The organism is Cohnella zeiphila (genome assembly GCF_014212055.1).
GTDB lineage: Bacteria > Bacillota > Bacilli > Paenibacillales > Paenibacillaceae > Cohnella > Cohnella zeiphila.
The window spans coordinates 281,803-299,061 of record NZ_JACJVO010000007.1 but is presented as its reverse complement, the minus strand read 5'-3'; the positions used below and the strand labels follow the sequence as shown (position 1 = coordinate 299,061).

General features: G+C 59.5%; 16 protein-coding genes and 1 other annotated feature. Of the genes, 12 read left to right on the top strand and 4 right to left on the bottom strand.

Annotated elements, in window-relative coordinates; translation table 11 throughout:
• Positions 1-500: 500 nt before the first annotated feature.
• Positions 501-1,367: a YitT family protein gene (locus tag H7C18_RS06535; protein WP_238357497.1), complete on the bottom strand. Its 867-nt coding sequence runs from the start codon at positions 1,365-1,367 to the stop codon at positions 501-503.
• Between the two features lie 158 nt (positions 1,368-1,525).
• Here H7C18_RS06535 and yidD point away from each other — a divergent pair, with 158 nt between their 5' ends.
• The 7 genes from yidD to H7C18_RS06500 all read left to right on the top strand — a co-directional run bounded on the left by yidD (position 1,526) and on the right by H7C18_RS06500 (position 10,391).
• A complete protein-coding gene (gene yidD / locus H7C18_RS06530) occupies positions 1,526-1,777 on the top strand; it encodes a membrane protein insertion efficiency factor YidD (protein WP_185128232.1) in 252 nt (83 codons plus the stop codon).
• Positions 1,778-1,824: 47 nt separating this feature from the next.
• Positions 1,825-2,089, top strand: a binding site (T-box leader).
• Positions 2,090-2,143: 54 nt separating this feature from the next.
• Positions 2,144-4,159, top strand: coding sequence for a methionine--tRNA ligase (metG, locus tag H7C18_RS06525; RefSeq protein ID WP_185128207.1), 2,016 nt, complete (start codon positions 2,144-2,146; stop codon positions 4,157-4,159).
• 177 nt (positions 4,160-4,336) lie between these two features.
• Positions 4,337-6,937: a CHASE3 domain-containing protein gene (locus tag H7C18_RS06520; RefSeq protein ID WP_185128206.1), complete on the top strand. Its 2,601-nt coding sequence runs from the start codon at positions 4,337-4,339 to the stop codon at positions 6,935-6,937.
• Positions 6,938-7,096: 159 nt separating this feature from the next.
• Entirely contained in the window at positions 7,097-8,029 is a 933-nt protein-coding gene (locus H7C18_RS06515) for a metal ABC transporter substrate-binding protein (RefSeq protein WP_238357496.1), read from the top strand.
• Between the two features lie 52 nt (positions 8,030-8,081).
• On the top strand, positions 8,082-8,849 hold the full coding sequence (locus H7C18_RS06510; RefSeq protein ID WP_185128205.1) for a metal ABC transporter ATP-binding protein: 768 nt from the start codon (positions 8,082-8,084) through the stop codon (positions 8,847-8,849).
• Positions 8,850-8,856: 7 nt separating this feature from the next.
• Positions 8,857-9,657 carry an iron chelate uptake ABC transporter family permease subunit gene (locus H7C18_RS06505; RefSeq protein ID WP_185128204.1) on the top strand — a complete coding sequence of 267 codons (801 nt, stop codon included), beginning with the start codon at positions 8,857-8,859 and terminating at the stop codon, positions 9,655-9,657.
• A 23-nt stretch (positions 9,658-9,680) separates the two neighbouring features.
• The gene (locus tag H7C18_RS06500) at positions 9,681-10,391 is read left to right on the top strand and encodes a cytochrome c biogenesis CcdA family protein (protein WP_185128203.1); all 711 of its coding nucleotides are present in this window, start codon (positions 9,681-9,683) and stop codon (positions 10,389-10,391) included.
• 6 nt (positions 10,392-10,397) lie between these two features.
• Here H7C18_RS06500 and splB read toward each other — a convergent pair whose 3' ends face one another.
• A complete protein-coding gene (gene splB / locus H7C18_RS06495; RefSeq protein WP_185128202.1) occupies positions 10,398-11,465 on the bottom strand; it encodes a spore photoproduct lyase in 1,068 nt (355 codons plus the stop codon).
• A 186-nt stretch (positions 11,466-11,651) separates the two neighbouring features.
• Between splB and mntR the strand changes: the two genes are divergently transcribed.
• Together mntR and H7C18_RS06485 are read left to right on the top strand one after the other, a co-directional pair.
• Positions 11,652-12,074 (top strand): transcriptional regulator MntR, encoded by a 423-nt coding sequence (gene mntR / locus H7C18_RS06490; protein ID WP_185128201.1) that lies wholly within the window; start codon positions 11,652-11,654, stop codon positions 12,072-12,074.
• A 122-nt stretch (positions 12,075-12,196) separates the two neighbouring features.
• Positions 12,197-13,183, top strand: coding sequence for a patatin-like phospholipase family protein (locus H7C18_RS06485; RefSeq protein WP_185128200.1), 987 nt, complete (start codon positions 12,197-12,199; stop codon positions 13,181-13,183).
• Between the two features lie 66 nt (positions 13,184-13,249).
• On the opposite strand, the gene H7C18_RS06480 is transcribed toward H7C18_RS06485, so the two are convergent.
• Together H7C18_RS06480 and H7C18_RS06475 are read right to left on the bottom strand one after the other, a co-directional pair.
• Positions 13,250-13,579, bottom strand: coding sequence for a hypothetical protein (locus H7C18_RS06480; protein ID WP_185128199.1), 330 nt, complete (start codon positions 13,577-13,579; stop codon positions 13,250-13,252).
• 68 nt (positions 13,580-13,647) lie between these two features.
• Entirely contained in the window at positions 13,648-14,598 is a 951-nt protein-coding gene (locus tag H7C18_RS06475; protein ID WP_238357495.1) for a DUF1385 domain-containing protein, read from the bottom strand.
• A 180-nt stretch (positions 14,599-14,778) separates the two neighbouring features.
• Here H7C18_RS06475 and H7C18_RS06470 point away from each other — a divergent pair, with 180 nt between their 5' ends.
• The 3 genes from H7C18_RS06470 (at position 14,779) to H7C18_RS06460 (ending at position 17,228) form a co-directional block, all read left to right on the top strand.
• Complete coding sequence (locus tag H7C18_RS06470; protein ID WP_185128197.1) at positions 14,779-15,579, top strand: YqhR family membrane protein; 801 nt, start codon at positions 14,779-14,781, stop codon at positions 15,577-15,579.
• 109 nt (positions 15,580-15,688) lie between these two features.
• Complete coding sequence (gene aroQ / locus H7C18_RS06465) at positions 15,689-16,138, top strand: type II 3-dehydroquinate dehydratase (protein ID WP_185128196.1); 450 nt, start codon at positions 15,689-15,691, stop codon at positions 16,136-16,138.
• A gap of 16 nt (positions 16,139-16,154) precedes the next feature.
• Positions 16,155-17,228 (top strand): M24 family metallopeptidase, encoded by a 1,074-nt coding sequence (locus H7C18_RS06460; protein ID WP_185128195.1) that lies wholly within the window; start codon positions 16,155-16,157, stop codon positions 17,226-17,228.
• Positions 17,229-17,259 lie beyond the last annotated feature (31 nt).

The window sequence follows — 17,259 nt, the reverse complement described above, 5'->3', positions numbered from 1 at the left end:
TAAAGGTCCTTCTGGGTTGGGGCACGGCTCATCCGCTCCTTATCGTTTCATCTATTCTACTCCCCCTCATTTTTTCTGTCCAACTTAGTGTAGACGATCCAGTGGGGCGAAAGAGAGTAACCAGGTTTCTCACTTTGGCGCAAATGCTTCCCGTCACTTTTGGGGGTTGATTGCGGGGGCTCCCCCAAAAGTAATCGGAATCGGCTTCGAAGCTTTACGTCACTTTTGGGGGTTGATTGCGGGGGCTCCCCCAAAAGTAATCGGAATCGGCTTCGAAGCTTCCCGTCACTTTTGGGGCTTGATTGCGGGGGCTCCCCCAAAAGTAATCGGAATCGGCTTCGAAGCTTCCCGTCACTTTTGGGGGTTGATTAGTGGGGCTCCCCCAAAAGTAATCGGAATCGGCTTCGAAGCTTTACGTCACTTTTGGGGGTTGATTAGTGGGGGCTCCCCCAAAAGTAATCGGAATTCACTCGAAGCATCACGTCACTTTTGGGGGTCCCTTAGTGGATGCTGCGTTTCTGGAACGTGCCGCCCAGTACTTCCGAGACGGACTGGATCGCGATGAACGCGCCTTTGTCGATCTCGTTTACGATCGAGCGGAGCTTGGCCACTTCCAGCCGGGTCACGACGCAGTAGATCATCAGCGTGTCGTCCTTGCTGTAGCCGCCCTTGGCGTAGAGCAGCGTCGTCGTGCGCCCGAGACGCTGCACGATCGCCTCGGAGATCTCCTCGTATTCGGAGGAGATGACGGTGACGGATTTGGATTCGTCCAGCCCCTCGACGACGATGTCCATCAGCTTGGTAGCCAGGTAATAGGCAAAAACGGAATACATGGCCGAATCCCAGCCGAACACGAAGCCGGCGGCCGCGAAGATAAACACGTTGATGATCATGATGATTTGCCCGACCGACATTCTCAGCTTTTTGGAGACGATGATCGCCACGATCTCGGTCCCGTCGAGCGAGCCGCCGAAGCGGAGCACGAGGCCGACTCCGGCGCCCAGCAGCACGCCGCCGAACGCCAGCGCCAGCAGCTTCTCGCTCGTAAAAGCGGGCACGTGGTGAAGCAGCGACGTCATGACGGACATGACGGCGATGCCGTATAGCGTCGAGACGGTGAACGATTTGCCGATCTGCCTGAACCCGAGCAGCAGGAAGGGCATGTTGATGAAGAATAGGAAAAGTCCGAGCGGCCACCCGGTCAGCTTCGCCAGAATGATCGAGATGCCGGTGATTCCGCCGTCGATAATGTTGTTCGGTACAAGGAACAGCTCCAGGGCGACGGCCATCATGACGGCTCCGAGCGTAATGAACACGAAGCGGACGAAAATGCCCATCGGGGTGCTTTTGCGATGTTCTCGCGACAAAAGGAAATCAACCTCCAAACGCCTGGCGGGGAGTTAAAAGCTTCCAGCAGTGTGTGCCGCCGCTCTCCATTTTATACCGGCGAATTTGACGTTCGGGCGAAGAAGGAGCATCATAGAAGGACAAGAATTCAACGACGGGAGGCGCGGAACCCATGCGGATGCGCAGCACCCTGCAAGCGCCGATACGTTTCTATCGTACCTTCATTTCGCCCCTCAAGCCGCCGACGTGCCGCTTTCTGCCGACCTGTTCCGCTTACGCATTGGAGGCGATCGAAGTGCATGGCGCAGCCAAGGGGTCCTATTTGGCCGTCAAGAGAATCTGCAAGTGCCATCCGTTCCATCCCGGCGGGTTCGACCCGGTTCCGCCGCGCCGGGAAGGCAAAAGCGGAGTTCGGAACCGGGAAGCTTGACGAAGGCGCGCGGTTTCCGGTATAGTGGGTCCAATAGCAAACGCCATATCCTTCCGATGAAGGGATGAGTACGAAGTAAGGTCTGTCTCAGAGAGCCGGCGAACGCTGCGAGCCGGTACAGCCCCCTTCCGAACATGGTCCCGGAGGATTCTTCTTCGAACGGCATCGCTCCGGCGATGACGCAAGGGGAGGACGCGGCTCCGGCGTTAACGGACGGACCGGCCGATAAGAGCCGGTCGAATGAGCCTTCTTTCCGTTAGGAGAGAGGGGAATTTGGGTGGTACCGCGTGAGCCATGGCTCTCGTCCCATACGGACGAGGGTCTTTTTGTTTTTTCCATTCAAGTTGACGAGAGGTTGTGAAAAGCATGACGGACCGCGATAAAAAGACGTTCTACCTGACGACGCCGATCTACTATCCGAGCGACAAGCTGCATATCGGGCATGCGTACACGACGGTCGCCGGCGATGCGGTTGCGCGCTACAAGAGGCTGCGCGGCTATGAGGTGCGCTACTTGACGGGGACGGACGAGCACGGGCAGAAGATCGAGCGCAAGGCGAAGGAAGCGGGCAAGACGCCGCAGCAGTTCGTCGACGACATCGTCATCGGCATTCAGGATCTGTGGCGCAAGCTCGAAATTTCGAACGACGACTTCATTCGGACGACGGAGCCGCGGCATAAGAAATCCGTCGAGAAGATTTTCGCTCAGCTGCTGGAGCAAGGGGATATTTACAAAGGCTCTTACTCGGGCTGGTACTGTACGCCGTGCGAATCGTTCTTCCTCGAACGGCAGCTCGTGAACGGCAATTGTCCGGACTGCGGACGCCCGGTCGAGTGGGTGGAGGAAGAGAGCTACTTCTTCCGGATGAGCAAATATGCCGACCGGCTGCTTGCCTATTACGAGGAAAATCCGGATTTCATCCAGCCGGAGTCGCGCAAGAACGAGATGATCAACAATTTCATCAAGTCAGGCCTCGAGGATCTGGCGGTGTCGCGGACGACGTTCGATTGGGGCATTCCGGTTCCGGGAGATCCGAAGCACGTCATCTACGTCTGGATCGACGCCTTGTCGAACTACATTACGGCGCTCGGCTACGGTTCGGACGACGATTCGCTTTACCGGAAATTCTGGCCGGCGGACGTGCATCTTGTCGGCAAGGAGATCGTCCGCTTCCACACGATCTACTGGCCGATCATGCTGATGGCGCTCGGTCTGCCGCTGCCGAAGAAAGTGTTCGCGCACGGATGGCTGTTGATGAAGGACGGCAAAATGTCCAAGTCGAAGGGCAACGTCGTCGATCCGGTCAAGCTGATCGACCGCTACGGCCTCGACGCGCTGCGCTACTACTTGCTTCGCGAAGTTCCGTTCGGAGCGGACGGCACGTTCACGCCGGACAACTTCGTCGAACGGATCAACTTCGATCTGGCCAACGATTTGGGCAATCTGCTCAACCGCACCGTGGCGATGATCGAGAAGTATTTCGGCGGCGAGATCCCCGAGTACGGCGCGGTGCGGACGGCGTTCGACGACGACCTGGAGCGGACGGCGCTTGACGCGATCGCGAAGGCGGAAGCGGCGTTGGAGAACATGGAATTTTCCGTCGCGCTGGCGGCGATCTGGGCGTTCGTCAGCCGGACGAACAAGTATATCGACGAGACGAAGCCGTGGGCTCTCGCCAAAGAGGAGTCGCAGCGCGGGGAGCTGGCTTCGGTCATGGGCCATCTGGCGGATGCGCTGCGAATCGTCTCGATCGTGCTGCAGCCGTTCCTGACGCACACGCCGCGGCGCATCTGGGCGCAGCTGGGCCTAACCGAAGGGGAAGCCACCTCATGGGAGAGCATCCGTGCATTCCGGGGCATTCCGCAAGGGACGCGCGTCGTCAAGGGCGAGCCGCTGTTCCCGCGGCTGGAAATGGCCGACGAGATCTCCTGGATCGCCGAGTCGATGGGAGGCGGAGCGGCGGCGGAAGCTCCGGCTGCGTCCGAAACTCCATCCGATCCTCCGTCCGCTTCGGGAGAGGCTTCCGCACCCGCTGCGGCGGCTCCCGTGGAGCGCAAGGAGGAGATCGGCATCGACGAGTTCGCCAAAGTCGAGCTGCGCGTCGCCCAAGTGACCGCGTGCGAGCCGATTCCGAAGGCCGATAAGCTGCTGAAGCTTCAGCTCGACCTCGGCTTCGAGACGCGTCAGGTCGTGTCCGGCATCGCCAAGTTTTATAAGCCGGAGGAGCTGGTCGGCCGCAAGGTCATCTGCGTGACCAACCTGAAGCCGGTCAAGCTGCGCGGCGAATGGTCGCACGGCATGATTCTCGCCGCTTCCGAAGGAGATCATCTGACGCTCGCCGCCGTGCCGGACAGCATGCCGAACGGCGCCGTCGTCAAATAACGCGGTTTCGCGCGATACCGGAGAAGATCGCTCTTTGGCGGCAGGGGATGAAGCCCGCGCCAAAGAGCGTTTTTCGTTCCGACCCGCAAAAATTTGAAAACCGCTTTTCGCAAATCGAATCAATCGGCTAAGATAGGAGAAGAGTGGGGCAATCGGGAGAGAAACGGAGTGGCTGGAGTGTCGGATTCGAAACGTAACCTATCCATACGCGCCAAGCTGTTGTTCGGGAATTTTCTCGTCATGGTGTTTCTTGGCGTCGCCATTGCGGTGCTGACGATGCGGATCGCGTCGCTTCAGCGAGAGATCGACTACATAAGCGGCCACGATATGCAGGTGCACGAGATGGTGGACCAGATCCAGTTGGACCTGCTGGACATGGAAACAGGGGTGCGGGGCTTCGTCATTTCGGGGAAGGACGCGTATTTGCAGCCTTATGAGCAAGGGATGTCCCGCTGGGAGAACGACGTCAGCCAGCTGTCCGCGCTGATCGCCGACAACGAATCTCAGCAAACCAACCTGCGGTCGATCAAATCCGACATCCGCACGTGGCTGGAGACGAACGCGGAGAAGCTGATCGATCTGAAAAAGCAGGACGCAAGCGGGGAATGGAACAAGTTGTTCGAAAGCGAAACGGGCAAGCGGGAGATGGATTCGCTGCGCAGCCAGCTATCTTCGTTCAAGGAGACGGAACAGGAGCTGACGTCCGAGCGGATCGCGGGGATCAAGAGCCGGAACCAGGCGCTGATCGCCTCGTTCTACCTGCTCTGGATTGTCGTGGCGCTGCTTCTGATCGGCGTCGGCTGGTTCGTGGCCGGAACGCTCATCCGCAATATCCGGCAAGTGTCCGCGACGCTTCGGAACCTCGCGACGAAAGGGCAGTCCATGGAGGAGCGGGTCAAGCTGAACACCCGGGACGAGATGCGGGAGCTGGGAGAAGCGACGAATCTGCTGCTCGATCGGCTGGAGACGGACAATCTCGGCAAGATGCGGATCGCCGAGGTGGCGACGCTTTTGCAAGGGCAGCACGACCTGGAGACGGTCGCGAGGCTGTTCGTCGACAAAGCGGCGGAAATTTTCGAAGCGCCGTATGCGGTGCTGTATTCGGCAACCTCAGGCCGACAACTGATCAAGCTTGCGTCGTTCGCCGGGACGTCGGGAGCTTTGGGGATGGCGTCCGAATTCGGGCGCAGCGCGTTCGAATGGGGAGAAGGGCTGGTCGGCGAATGCGCGGAGCAGAATCGGACGCTCGTCATCCGCGATCTTCCGGACACTTACGCGGTCGTGCAATCCGGCATCGGACAGGCGGCGCCGAAGGAGTTGGTCGTCGCCCCGATCGAATTCGAGCGCAGCGTGATCGGCGTTCTCGAGCTCGGAAGCTTCCGCGAACTGAACAAGGAAGAGCGGGAACTGCTTCAGGAGATGCTGGTCATGGCCGGAATCAGCCTGCAATCCGTCTCCAGGCGGAAGGAGATCGAGCAGCTGTACGCCGAATCCCAAGCCGCCAACGAAGAGCTTCAAGCGCAGTCCGAGGAGTTGAACGCCCAGTCGCTGGAGCTGCTGACGATGAACGACGAGCTGAAACGCGCCTCCACGTTCAAGAGCGAATTTCTGGCGAACATGTCGCACGAGCTGCGCACGCCGCTCAACAGCATGCTCATTCTTTCGCAGATGCTGGCGGAGAACCGCGACGGGCGGATGAGCGAAGAGGACGTACACTTCGTCCGGACGATTCACTCGGCCGGCAACGACTTGCTCAATCTGATCAACGACATTCTGGACTTGTCCAAGGTGGAGGCGGGCAAGCTCGAAGTGGAGCTCGGTCCGGTCGTGCTTTCCGAGTTGGTCCAGACGCTGTACGACGAATATGCCGGCGTGGCCGAGCAGAAGCGGCTCGAATTTCGGATCGAGACGACGGGCGACGTTCCGGCCTGGATCGAGACGGACGGGTTCCGAATGCAGCAGATTTTGCGGAATTTGCTCTCCAACGCTTTCAAGTTTACCGAATCCGGTTCGGTAGAGCTGTCCGTCCGGCTGCATCGCGCCCGGGATTGGGGGCTGGACGAGCTCGTCTTTGCGGTCCGGGACACCGGGAAAGGAATCTCGCGTGAAAAGTACGATTATATTTTCGAGGCGTTTACGCAAGCCGACAGCGGCACGGCGCGGAAATACGGAGGTACCGGGCTCGGCCTCAAAATCTCGCAGCAGCTCGCCGGTCTCTTGGGAGGCCGGATCGAGATGGAGAGCGAGGTCGATCGGGGAAGCGTCTTTGAGCTTTATCTGCCTATGAGCAGGGAGGGGAGTTCCGGTTTGGAGAGAGGCGAACCGGCAGGTTCCCGGCACGAAGCGGCCGCATCGTCCGATGGCATGGCGACGGCAGCCGAGACGAGGCCGGACCCCGAGACGGTCAAGCGGTTGTCCGGCAAAAAGGCTCTGCTTGTCGATGACGATGCACGCAATCTGTTCGCGCTCTCCAATCTGCTCGGCACTATGGAGATGGATGTGTCGATCGCCCACGACGGCCTGGAGTGCCTGGAGCGCTTGGAATCGGAAAATTTCGATATCATTCTGATGGACGTCATGATGCCGGATCTGGACGGGCTGCAGACCATCCGTCAGATTCGCGAGCACCTGCTGCTCGACATTCCGATTCTGGCAGTCACGGCCAAAGCGATGAAAGAAGATAAAGAGAAATGCTTGCAGGCCGGTGCGGGAGGATACGTAAGCAAGCCGATTCAAGTGGACGAGCTGATTCGGGAGATGCTGAACCTGCTGGACTGAATCGTTACGGGGAAGAGGCTGAGCCGACGGCGCGATCGTTCCGATCGTCCGGCCGCTCAGCCTCTTGGCTTGCCGCCGCTTCCGACCGATTGACAGAAGGGCGGGCACGGCGTATACTCTAAAATCGTAAATTATACGGATAAGCGGGGTTGTGACATTTTGAGAAAAGGATTCATCCTGATGATGCTGCTGGCCGCGGGGAGCGCGCTTCTGGCGGGATGCGGCGGCGGCAAGGATCAGACGCATGCGGAAGGCAAGGTGAGCGTCGTAACGACGTTTTACCCGTTATATTTTCTGGCCGAACGGATCGGCGGAGACGACGCGCAGGCGGTCAATCTGATCCCGACCGGCGTGGAGCCCCACGACTGGTCGCCGAAGAGCCGGGACTTGCAAACGGTAAGCGAAGCCGAGCTGTTCATTTACAATGGCGCGGGGCTCGAAGGCTGGGTGGACGACTTCCTCCAAGGAATCGGGAACGGGCCGAAGACGGTCGAGGCGAGCCAGGGGATCGAACTGATCTCCGGGAACCCGGAAGCCGACGAAGAAGGCGAAGTCGGGGCGGACGATCGCGGCGTCGATCCTCATACGTGGGTCAGCCCGAAGTCGATGATGAAGATGGCATCCAACGTGCATGACGCCTTCGTCGCCGAAGATCCGGCGCATCAAGCGGACTACGACGCGAATTACAGCGAGCTGCAGAGCAAGCTTCAAGAGCTGGACCGACAGTTCGCGGACGGGCTGGCGAACGTCTCCCGGCGCGATATCGTCGTCTCGCACCAAGCGTTCGGATACTTGTGCCGGGATTACGGCCTGAAGCAGGTGCCGATCATGGGGCTGTCTCCCGATGCGGAGCCGCGCGCCCAGGATCTGCTGAACATCGCCAAGTTCGTGAAGGAAAACGGCGTGAAAACAATCTTCTTCGAGGAATTGACCTCGGATCAGCTTGCGAAGACGCTGGCTTCCGAAGCGAACGTCGGAACCGACGTGCTGAATCCGCTCGAAGGGTTGACGCCGGCCGAGGTGAAGGCGGGAGACGATTACTTCTCGATCATGCAGCGCAATTTGCAAAACTTGCAGAAGGCTTTACAATAGGAAGATACGACAACTCGGACTTTAATACGAGCGAAGAAGGAGGAGGGCCCTGATGAAAAGAAACGAAACCGCGGCCGCTCCTTGCCACCAAGAGATCGTCGCCCTGGATCGGGTCTCCTACGCATACGGCACGCAGCAGGTGCTGAACGGCGTCACGTTCACGGCGCGGGAGCGGGATTTCGTCGGCCTGATCGGCTCGAACGGCGCCGGCAAGACGACGCTGCTGCGGATGATCGTCGGTCTGCTGAAGCCGCAGCAAGGACAGATTCGGTTGTTCGGCACGCCGCTGGACCGGTTCAAGGATTGGCACCTGATCGGCTACGTTCCGCAGCGCAGCCATTTCAATCCGCTGTTTCCCGCAACGGTTCGGGAAGTGGTGCTCTCCGGCCTGTACGGCCGGCGCAAGCTGCTGCGCCGGATAACGAAAGGGGATGCGGACCGGGCGGAGGACGCGATGAAGACGCTTCATATCTCCGATCTGGCGGAGAAGCGGATCGGGGCTCTGTCGGGCGGACAGCAGCAGCGGGTGTTCCTGGCCCGGGCGCTGATCAACAATCCGAAGCTGCTCATTCTGGACGAGCCGATGTCCGGCGTCGACTCCGAGACGCAGACGAATTTTTTTCACCTGCTCCGGCATATGCACCAGCATCACAATTTAACGTTCCTCATGGTATCGCACGACCTGGAGATGGTTCTTTCTTACCTCGGGCACGAGCCCAAGGAGACGAGCGGGAAGCTCGCGTTCCATGTCCGGCATTCGCACGACCTCGAGGATTGCGCGGAGACCGATCTATTGCACACGTTGCGGAAAGAAGGGTAACAAGCTTGTGGACCTACTGACGGCCGAATTTTTCCAACGCGCCTTGATCGGAGGAGCGCTTATCGCAATCACGGCACCGCTCATGGGCTTGTTCCTCGTGCTGAGAAGGCTGGCCATGATCGGAGACACGCTGTCCCATGTCAGCATCGCGGGGGTCGCGCTCGGCTTCCTGATCAACGTTTATCCGGTCGCCGTCGGTCTGGCGTTCGCGGTCATCGCTTCCTTCGGGATCGAAGCGCTGCGCAAGACGTATCGCTCGTTCGCGGAGCTGTCCATCGCCATCATCATGTCCGGCGGCATCGCGCTGGCATCGATTCTTTTCACTTTGAAAAAAGGCTTTAACTTGAACGTCACTTCCTATCTGTTCGGCAGCATTTATACCTTGAATCAGACCGACCTGATCGTCGTCGCCGCGATTACGGCGATCGTGCTCGTCGTCGTGCTGCTCCTTCGCAAAGAGCTGTTCCTTCTCGCCTTCGACGAAGACGCCGCGTCGGTCGGCGGGCTGCCGGTACGCTATTTCAATATCTTGATCGGCGTACTGACGGCTCTCGTCATCAGCGCATCGATCAAGATCGTCGGCGCGCTGCTCGTCTCGGCGCTGCTGACGATTCCCGCCGCGTGCAGCCTGGCGCTGTCGAAGAGCTTCCGTCAGGCGATCGGCCTCGTCGTGATCGTGGGAGAAGTCGCGGTCGTGGCCGGGCTGTGGATGGCCGGCGTCTGGAATCTCGCCCCGGGCGGAACGATCGTGCTGCTGTTGATCGCCATGCTTCTTGCGTCGCTTGCCTTTCGGAGAATGAAAGTGTAGAAGAGAGAAAGGGGGACTCGCTTTTGGACGGTTTGAATGTCGGCGTCGCTTTTATGGGGGGACTCGCTTCGTTTATCTCTCCTTGCTGCCTGCCCTTATATCCATCGTATTTAAGCTACATAACAGGCATCTCGGTCACCCAGCTGAAGACGGACAACAGCCGCCAGATCCGGCTGCGGACGATGGCGCATTCGTTCTTCTTTATTCTCGGCTTCTCGTGCGTTTTCTTCACGCTCAGCTATTCGGCGAACGCTTTTGCCACCACGTTCCGGGAATACCAGGATCCGATCCGGCAGATCTCTGCCGTGCTGATCATTCTGATGGGATTGTTCCTGCTCGGCGTCTTCCAGCCGAAGCTTCTGATGAAGGAGCGCAAATTGAACGTCAGCTGGCGCCCGGCCGGTTATGTCGGCTCCTTTATATTCGGAGTCGGCTTCTCGGCGGGCTGGTCCCCTTGCGTCGGGCCGATTCTCATGTCCATTATCGGACTGGCCGCCAGCCATCCCGGCACTTGGGCGGGCATGACGGCCGCGTATTCGCTCGGCTTCGGCGTTCCGTTCCTCGTGCTGGCGTTCTTCATCGGGACAACCCGCTGGATCCTGAAGTACTCCAACGGCTTAATGAAGATCGGCGGCGCGCTTATGATCGTCATGGGGCTGCTGCTGTTCACCGACCGGATGACGATCATCACCATCTGGCTGAACCAGATTACGCCGGAATGGCTGAAATTTTAACGGCTGTCATGTGAAATAATCGATCGTCGCCGCCGGGAACGTCTCGAAGATCCGTTCGGTGATGAACTCGCGAAGCTCGTCTGCCTGCTCGTCCGGGTAGACGTATTTGTGCTGGCCCCAGCGTCCCCATTTTTTCTTGCGCTTTTCTTCGTCCATCTCCAGCTTCGTCTTCGGATACCGCTTCTCGATGATCGTTTTGGCCGTCTTCGTGAACCGGTGCTGGATCAATTCGAACGTCAGATCGGCCGAGGCTTCCGGCGGCAGCGTCTGCCCCAGCTTCGCGAGCAGCTCCGCGTAGCCGTCCTCCCATCCGTCGTACCGGATGATCGGGGCGATGATGAAGCCGAGCGGATAACCGGCGCGGGCGATGCGGCCGGCCGCTTCGATCCGTTCCGCGAATCGGGAGGTGGCCGGTTCGAAGTTCCGGATGACGTAATCCGCATTCACGCTGAAACGGATTCTGGTATGGCCTCTGTGGTCCAGGTTCAGCAGCGGCTCGACATGGTGAAATTTCGTGACGAAGCGCAGGCGTCCGAACGGCTGGTCGGCCATGAACCGAATCGAATCGGCGAGCGAGCCGGTCAGATGTTCAAGCCCGACCGGATCCGACGTACAAGCCGCTTCGAACCGGGTGATCTCGGGGGCCCGCTCCTCTATGTAGCCGCGGGCGGCATCGAGAATCTGATCCGTGTTGACGTAGACCCGAATGTAAGGCTTCGCCCCGAGCGTCGTCTGCAAATAACAATAGTGGCAGTGTCCCATGCAGCCGGTCGCCAGCGGCAGCGCGTATTCCGCCGACGGCTTGGACGTGTCGAACTTGAGCGTCTTGCGGAGACCGACGACGAGCGTCCGTTTGGCGATCTTGTACTGCTCCGTTTCGGAACGGCCGGGGAGATCCGTTATCCGGTTATGGGACGGGGTGATGCGATAAGGGATCTCGCGCTCCTTCACCCAGTCGAAGATCCGGCGGCCTTTCTCGAATTCGAGCGAAGCCGGCTCGAAGTAGACCAGCTCGGGAACGAACGGCCCGGTCTCTCTCGTTCGGCGTTCCGGAGCGGGCGTTGTCGGCGTCATCGCGTTGCCTTCCTCCTTTTAGATCAGAGTTGGGGGGCCTGCGCGTATAGTGTTCTACAACGGGCTCGCGGCCAACCTGTCCAAACGATGGCAGACGCCCGGATCGGCAGAGAAAGACTTGCCCCCGAAGGGGCTGCGAGTGTATGATACGAAGAGCGAACGTTCGCATGAAAAGGGGGAACCGAATTGCCGACCCCGAGTATGGAAGACTATCTCGAACGGATTTACCGGTTGATCGACGAGAAGGGCTATGCCCGGGTTTCGGATATTGCCGAAGGTCTAGAAGTCCATCCCTCTTCCGTAACGAAGATGATCCAGAAGCTCGATAAGGACAGCTATCTCATCTACGAGAAATATCGCGGGCTCGTTCTGACCCACAAGGGGAAGAAAATGGGCAAGCGGCTCGTGGACCGCCATCATTTGCTGGAGTCTTTCCTGAAGACGATCGGCGTTCAGGAAGAGAACATCTACCGCGACGTTGAAGGGATCGAGCATCACTTGAGCTGGGACTCGATCACGTGCATCGAGACGCTGGTGGAGTATTTCCGCCGCGATCCGAGCCGGGGCGCGGAACTGCTGCGCATACGCGGCGAATTGGATACGGAATGACCGAAACGTCTGCGCCGCAGACGTTTCGTTATTTTCGGCCAAGACTCGGCGACATTCCCGGTTATGGGTCAATCTTCGCGCGCATAGGCATACCTCATAGAGGAGCGCGGGGAGGGACGCCTATGATCGTGAACGGCGTGTTCGAGGGAGGCGGCGTCAAAGGAATTTCGCTCGTGGGAGCGGTTCAGGCGGCGGAGCGCCACGGAGTCGTTTTCGAGCGGGTGGCCGGAACGTCTTCCGGAAGCATCGTCGCGACGCTTCTTGCGGCCGGTTACCGGGCCGAGGATATGAAGCGAGCGATCGAATTGACGCCGTTCTCCTCGCTGCTGCGCCGTTCCCGTCTGTTCGGCCTCAAGCCGTTCGGTCCCGCGATCCGGCTGCTGATGAAGAAAGGACTGTATTCGGGCGACGCCTTGCGCGAATGGATCTCGGGCCTGCTGGCGGCCAGAGGCGTTCGGACGTTCGCCGATTTGCCGCCCGGCAAGCTTCAGATTATCGCCTCCGACATCACGAACGGACGACTTCTTGTCCTTCCCAAGGATATCGCAGCATACGGCATCGTGCCGGAATTTCTGCCCGTGGCAGACGCGGTTCGCATGAGCACGAGCATCCCGTACTTTTTCGATCCGGTTCGCCTGTACGAACGGCCGCCGCTTCCGCAACGAACGAATGGGAAGGAACGGCCGCGGCGGAAGCAGATCAAGTCGGCCTACATCGTGGACGGAGGACTGCTGAGCAATTTTCCGCTTTGGCTGTTCGACCCGAAGGAAGGGGAATCGCAGGGGCTTCCGGCCATCGGCTTCCAGATGGTCGGGCGGCTGGAGGCGCAGCCGCGGCGGATCTCGGGTCCGATCTCGATGTTCGAAGCGATGTTCTCGACCATGCTGGGCGCTCATGACGAGCGCTACATCGAGCAGCACAACCGCCTGCGCACCGTCAAGATTCCGACGCTCGGCATCGCCACAACCGATTTCCGGCTGTCCGCCGAAGACAGCGAACGGCTCTACCGCTCCGGCCTGGAGGCGGGCAACTATCATTTCTCGCACTGCAATCGGACGACCGGCTTGCTTGAAGAAGCCAAGAACGGGCCTGACGTCCGACGGCATTAACGTTCAATGCCGCTCCAAAAAAGCCCCGAACCTCCCGCGGAGAAGAGGTTCGGGGCTTTCGTCCGTTCAATGGTAAGTGGGCGGTTCGTCGTCCTTTTTCTTATTTCCTTCGATGACCCGGAAGGGAGAGGCGGCACGCCGTTTGGACGGCGTATCCTGGCGGACCGACTGGCGCCGTTTGCTTGCGGCCGCGGCTTGCCGGTACTTGGCCCGTTCGCTGGATCGGCCTCGTCCAAAAAGACGGTCGGGCGGAAACTTGTAGAGAAGGAATACGATCGCCACGAGCGCGATCGGGATCAGCAGCATGCGCGAGCCCATACGAATCTGCTCGAAAATCCCGAGCAGGAACAGCGCCAACAGAACGATGGTCAACGGGCCGAAGAAGCTTTTTCTCATTCGGATCACTCCTTCAAGAGAAGTTCCGCTCGCGCCGCCGCCAAGCTGGAGGGGCGGGCGCGTCGATGTCAGAGAGGGCGGACCGCCATCTCGCGGTCCAGTTCCCGCATCCGGTTGAACGAAGCGATGGAGACGGCGACCTGGTCGTCGGTCGGTTCTTTGGTCGTAAGCAGCTGCAGCCAAAGCCCCGGATAGCCGAGGTAACGAAGCACCGGAACGTCGCGCAGAGCGTTAGTCCCTTTGAGCACTTCGTAGGATAAGCCAAGCACGACGGGCAGCAGGGCGATGCGGATCCAGATCCGCTCCCAGATGGTGTGCCAGGTGAAGATCGGGAACGAATACAAGATCGCGCCGACGATGACCGTGAAGATAATGAAGCTGCTGCCGCAGCGGTAATGAAGACGCGTATGCTTCTGGACGTTCTCTACCGTGAGTTCGTCGCCGGCTTCGTAACAGCTGATGACCTTATGCTCCGCTCCGTGATATTGGAACAGGCGCTTGACGACCGGCGTTTTGGAAATGATCCATAAGTAGAAGAGAAGCAGCCCAATTTTGATAACGCCTTCCAAAACATTGTGCAAAATTCTGTTGTCGAATGCCCGGCCGAATAATTCGCTCTCCAGCAGCGCGGGCACCGAGACGAACACCAGCTTGCCGACGACGAACGAGAGAACCCCGACGAGCGCGACGCCGAGAATCATCGAGAGGCTCCACTTTTCCTTCTCTTTGCCTTTGGCCGCTTCTTCGGGCGACGTTTCGTCCTCGGCATAAGCCTCCGCCGAGAAATTCAGATGCTGAGAGCCCTTGGCGGCGGATTCCACGATGCCGACGATGCCTCGCACGAACGGAATCTTCTTGATTGCTCTCAGAATATTCGAACTTGATGTTCTTGGTACTTCGTAAAATGCGATCTCCTGGTTCTTCCTGCGAACAGCCGTTACGTTGACATGCCGTCCCGCGAACATGACGCCTTCGATCACGGCCTGTCCGCCGTACGCGGCGTTCGGTTGCTGTGCCAAGCCCATCACCTTCTTCAACTTATGAACTGAGGGGGAGAACCCCCGTTTACCCTCATTTTACAGGAATCGCGCCCGCAATGCCATAGGAAACGGCTGCTCGGGAAGCCAATGCCGGTTTAGCCGGGCGGAGGGAAGTTCATACTAACGTGACAAATGATTCTGAAACGAGGAGGAGAGCGCGTGGATCGCCGGATGAATCGCGAAGAGGAGCGGGGCCGGAACGGCGCGGAGACTTCTTCGGGCGGAGCGGACGAGGCCCGGCGAAACGTCGGAGAGGCGCAGGCCGATGCCGAAGAAGGACGGGGAAGCCGCCGCAGGTCATGGGACGAATCGGACCGGGAATCCATCGGCGAGCGGGAGCCGAAAGATCGGGAACCTGACGGCAAACGGGACTCGAATCGCGAAACGGACGATGAAAAGAGGAGCGGGCATGAGTCCGGCGAAGGTTCGAAGGAGAGGCGGGACCGAGTCCGCCGCAGGGAGAGAGGGCACAGCTATCCCGCCGTTTTCTCGTTGAGTATCGGCTTTTTTGCCGGGATCTTTTGGGGGCTGGCTCGCTGGTTCGCGGTCTCTTTAAACTTTACGAAAGTTCCCCAAGCGTTTCTCGTCGACGCCTGGGTGAAGCGCAGCACGCTCCACAGCGCCGGCTGGCATTGGATCGGCCTGCTGCTCTTTGTCGTCATGTCCGTCGTCGCCGCCATGCTTTACTGGCTGCTGCTCGGCAGGCTTCACGGTCCTTGGCCGGGCCTCTTTTTCGGCGCCGCTTGGTGGGCGATGCTCTTTCTGGTCGTCGGGCCGCCGACCGGCACGACGGAGCCGGTTCGTACGCTCGGCTGGAACAGCATCTTTACCGAACTGTGCCTTTATCTGATCTGGGGGCTGTTCATCGGGTACAGCTACGCCTTCGAGTTTCACGACGAGTCCGCCAGGGAACCGAAGGGATCGAGCGGAAAGCGCGGCGGTCCTCAGCCGGCGCACTGATTCCTTCTTCTGGCAGGTGCCGTTCCCCCTGTGATACAATGACGGGGAAGCAACGCTCCGGCGCCGCGGGCGGGGAGCGCGAGTCGCAGTCGAAGGGAAGCGGGAAGCGATGGCAAGCATCTTGGTGTTGAACGGACCGAATCTGAACATGCTCGGCGTTCGGGAGCCCGGCGTTTACGGAGCGATGACGCTGAAGGAGATCGAGGCGCAGCTGGCGTCGGTGGCTGAACGGCTTGGCGTGAGCCTCCGTTTTTTTCAATCGAATCATGAAGGCGCCCTGCTCGACGAGATCCATGCCGCCTATGGGCGGGATGACGGCATTCTGATCAATCCCGGCGCTTTGACGCATACGAGCTATGCGCTTCGGGACGGGATCGCAGGGGTCGGATTGCCGACCGTTGAAGTGCATCTGTCGAATATCCACAAGCGCGAGGCGTTCCGGCACACTTCGGTGACCGCCGCCGTATGCGCCGGTCAGATTGCAGGCTTCGGGCCGCACGGCTACGAGCTCGGCTTGCGGGCGCTTTGCAAGCTGCTTGGCGTTCCGGATTCCAATTGAACGGGGGAGGATGAACATGCCGAACGCAAGGGTAGAGAAGCTGAGGGCTGCAATCCAAGCGGCGGGCGGAGACGCGATCCTGGTCACGAACGCGGTGAATCGCCGCTATTTGACCGGATTTACCGGCACTTCCGGCGTCGTGCTCATCTCGTCGGACGAAGCGGTGCTTCTGACCGACTTCCGCTATCGCGAGCAAGCTCCCCGGCAGGCGGCCGGCTTCGCGGTCGTCGAACACGGGACCGACGTCCATGCGGATGTCGCGGGCCTGCTCCGGAAATGGGGCGTCTCCAAGCTGCTGTTCGAAGAGAAGGACGTCAGCTATGCCGCTTACGCCGCCATGAAGGAAAAGTTCGCTCCGTCGGAGCTGCTTGTCTCCGGAGGAGCGATCGAGAAAATCCGGATGATCAAAGACGAGTCGGAGCTGGCGATCATGCAGGAAGCGGCCGATGTGGCCGATCGGGCGTTTACGCATATTCTCGGCTTTATCAAACCCGGCGTTACCGAAGCGGAAGTGGCGCTGGAGCTCGAATTTTTCATGCGGAAAAACGGCGCGGCTTCCACATCCTTCGATACGATCGTCGCTTCCGGCGAGCGTTCGTCGCTGCCTCACGGCGTCGCTTCGGATCGGGTCGTCGGCCGGGACGAATTCGTCACTTTAGATTACGGAGCCTACTATAAAGGCTACTGCTCGGACATTACCCGGACCGTCGTCGTCGGCCGTCCGTCCGACAAACACCGCGAGATTTACGGCATCGTGCTGGAGGCGCAGCTTCACGCGCTGGAGCAGCTACGCCCCGGACTGACCGGACGGGAAGGCGACGCCTTGACGAGAGACATCATAACAAGGTATGGTTATGGTGATTGTTTCGGTCACGGGACCGGCCATGGCCTCGGGATGGAAATCCATGAGGCGCCTCGCTTGTCCAGGATGGAAGAGACGATTTTAACCCCCGGCATGACAGTCACGGTCGAACCCGGTATTTATCTCCCCGGCTTCGGGGGCGTTCGCATCGAAGACGACGTCGTGATGACGGATGACGGGATTAAAATACTTACTCATTCCCCGAAGGAACTTATCGTTCTGGATTAGGGGAGCCACGTTTCCACAGGAGGGAATATTG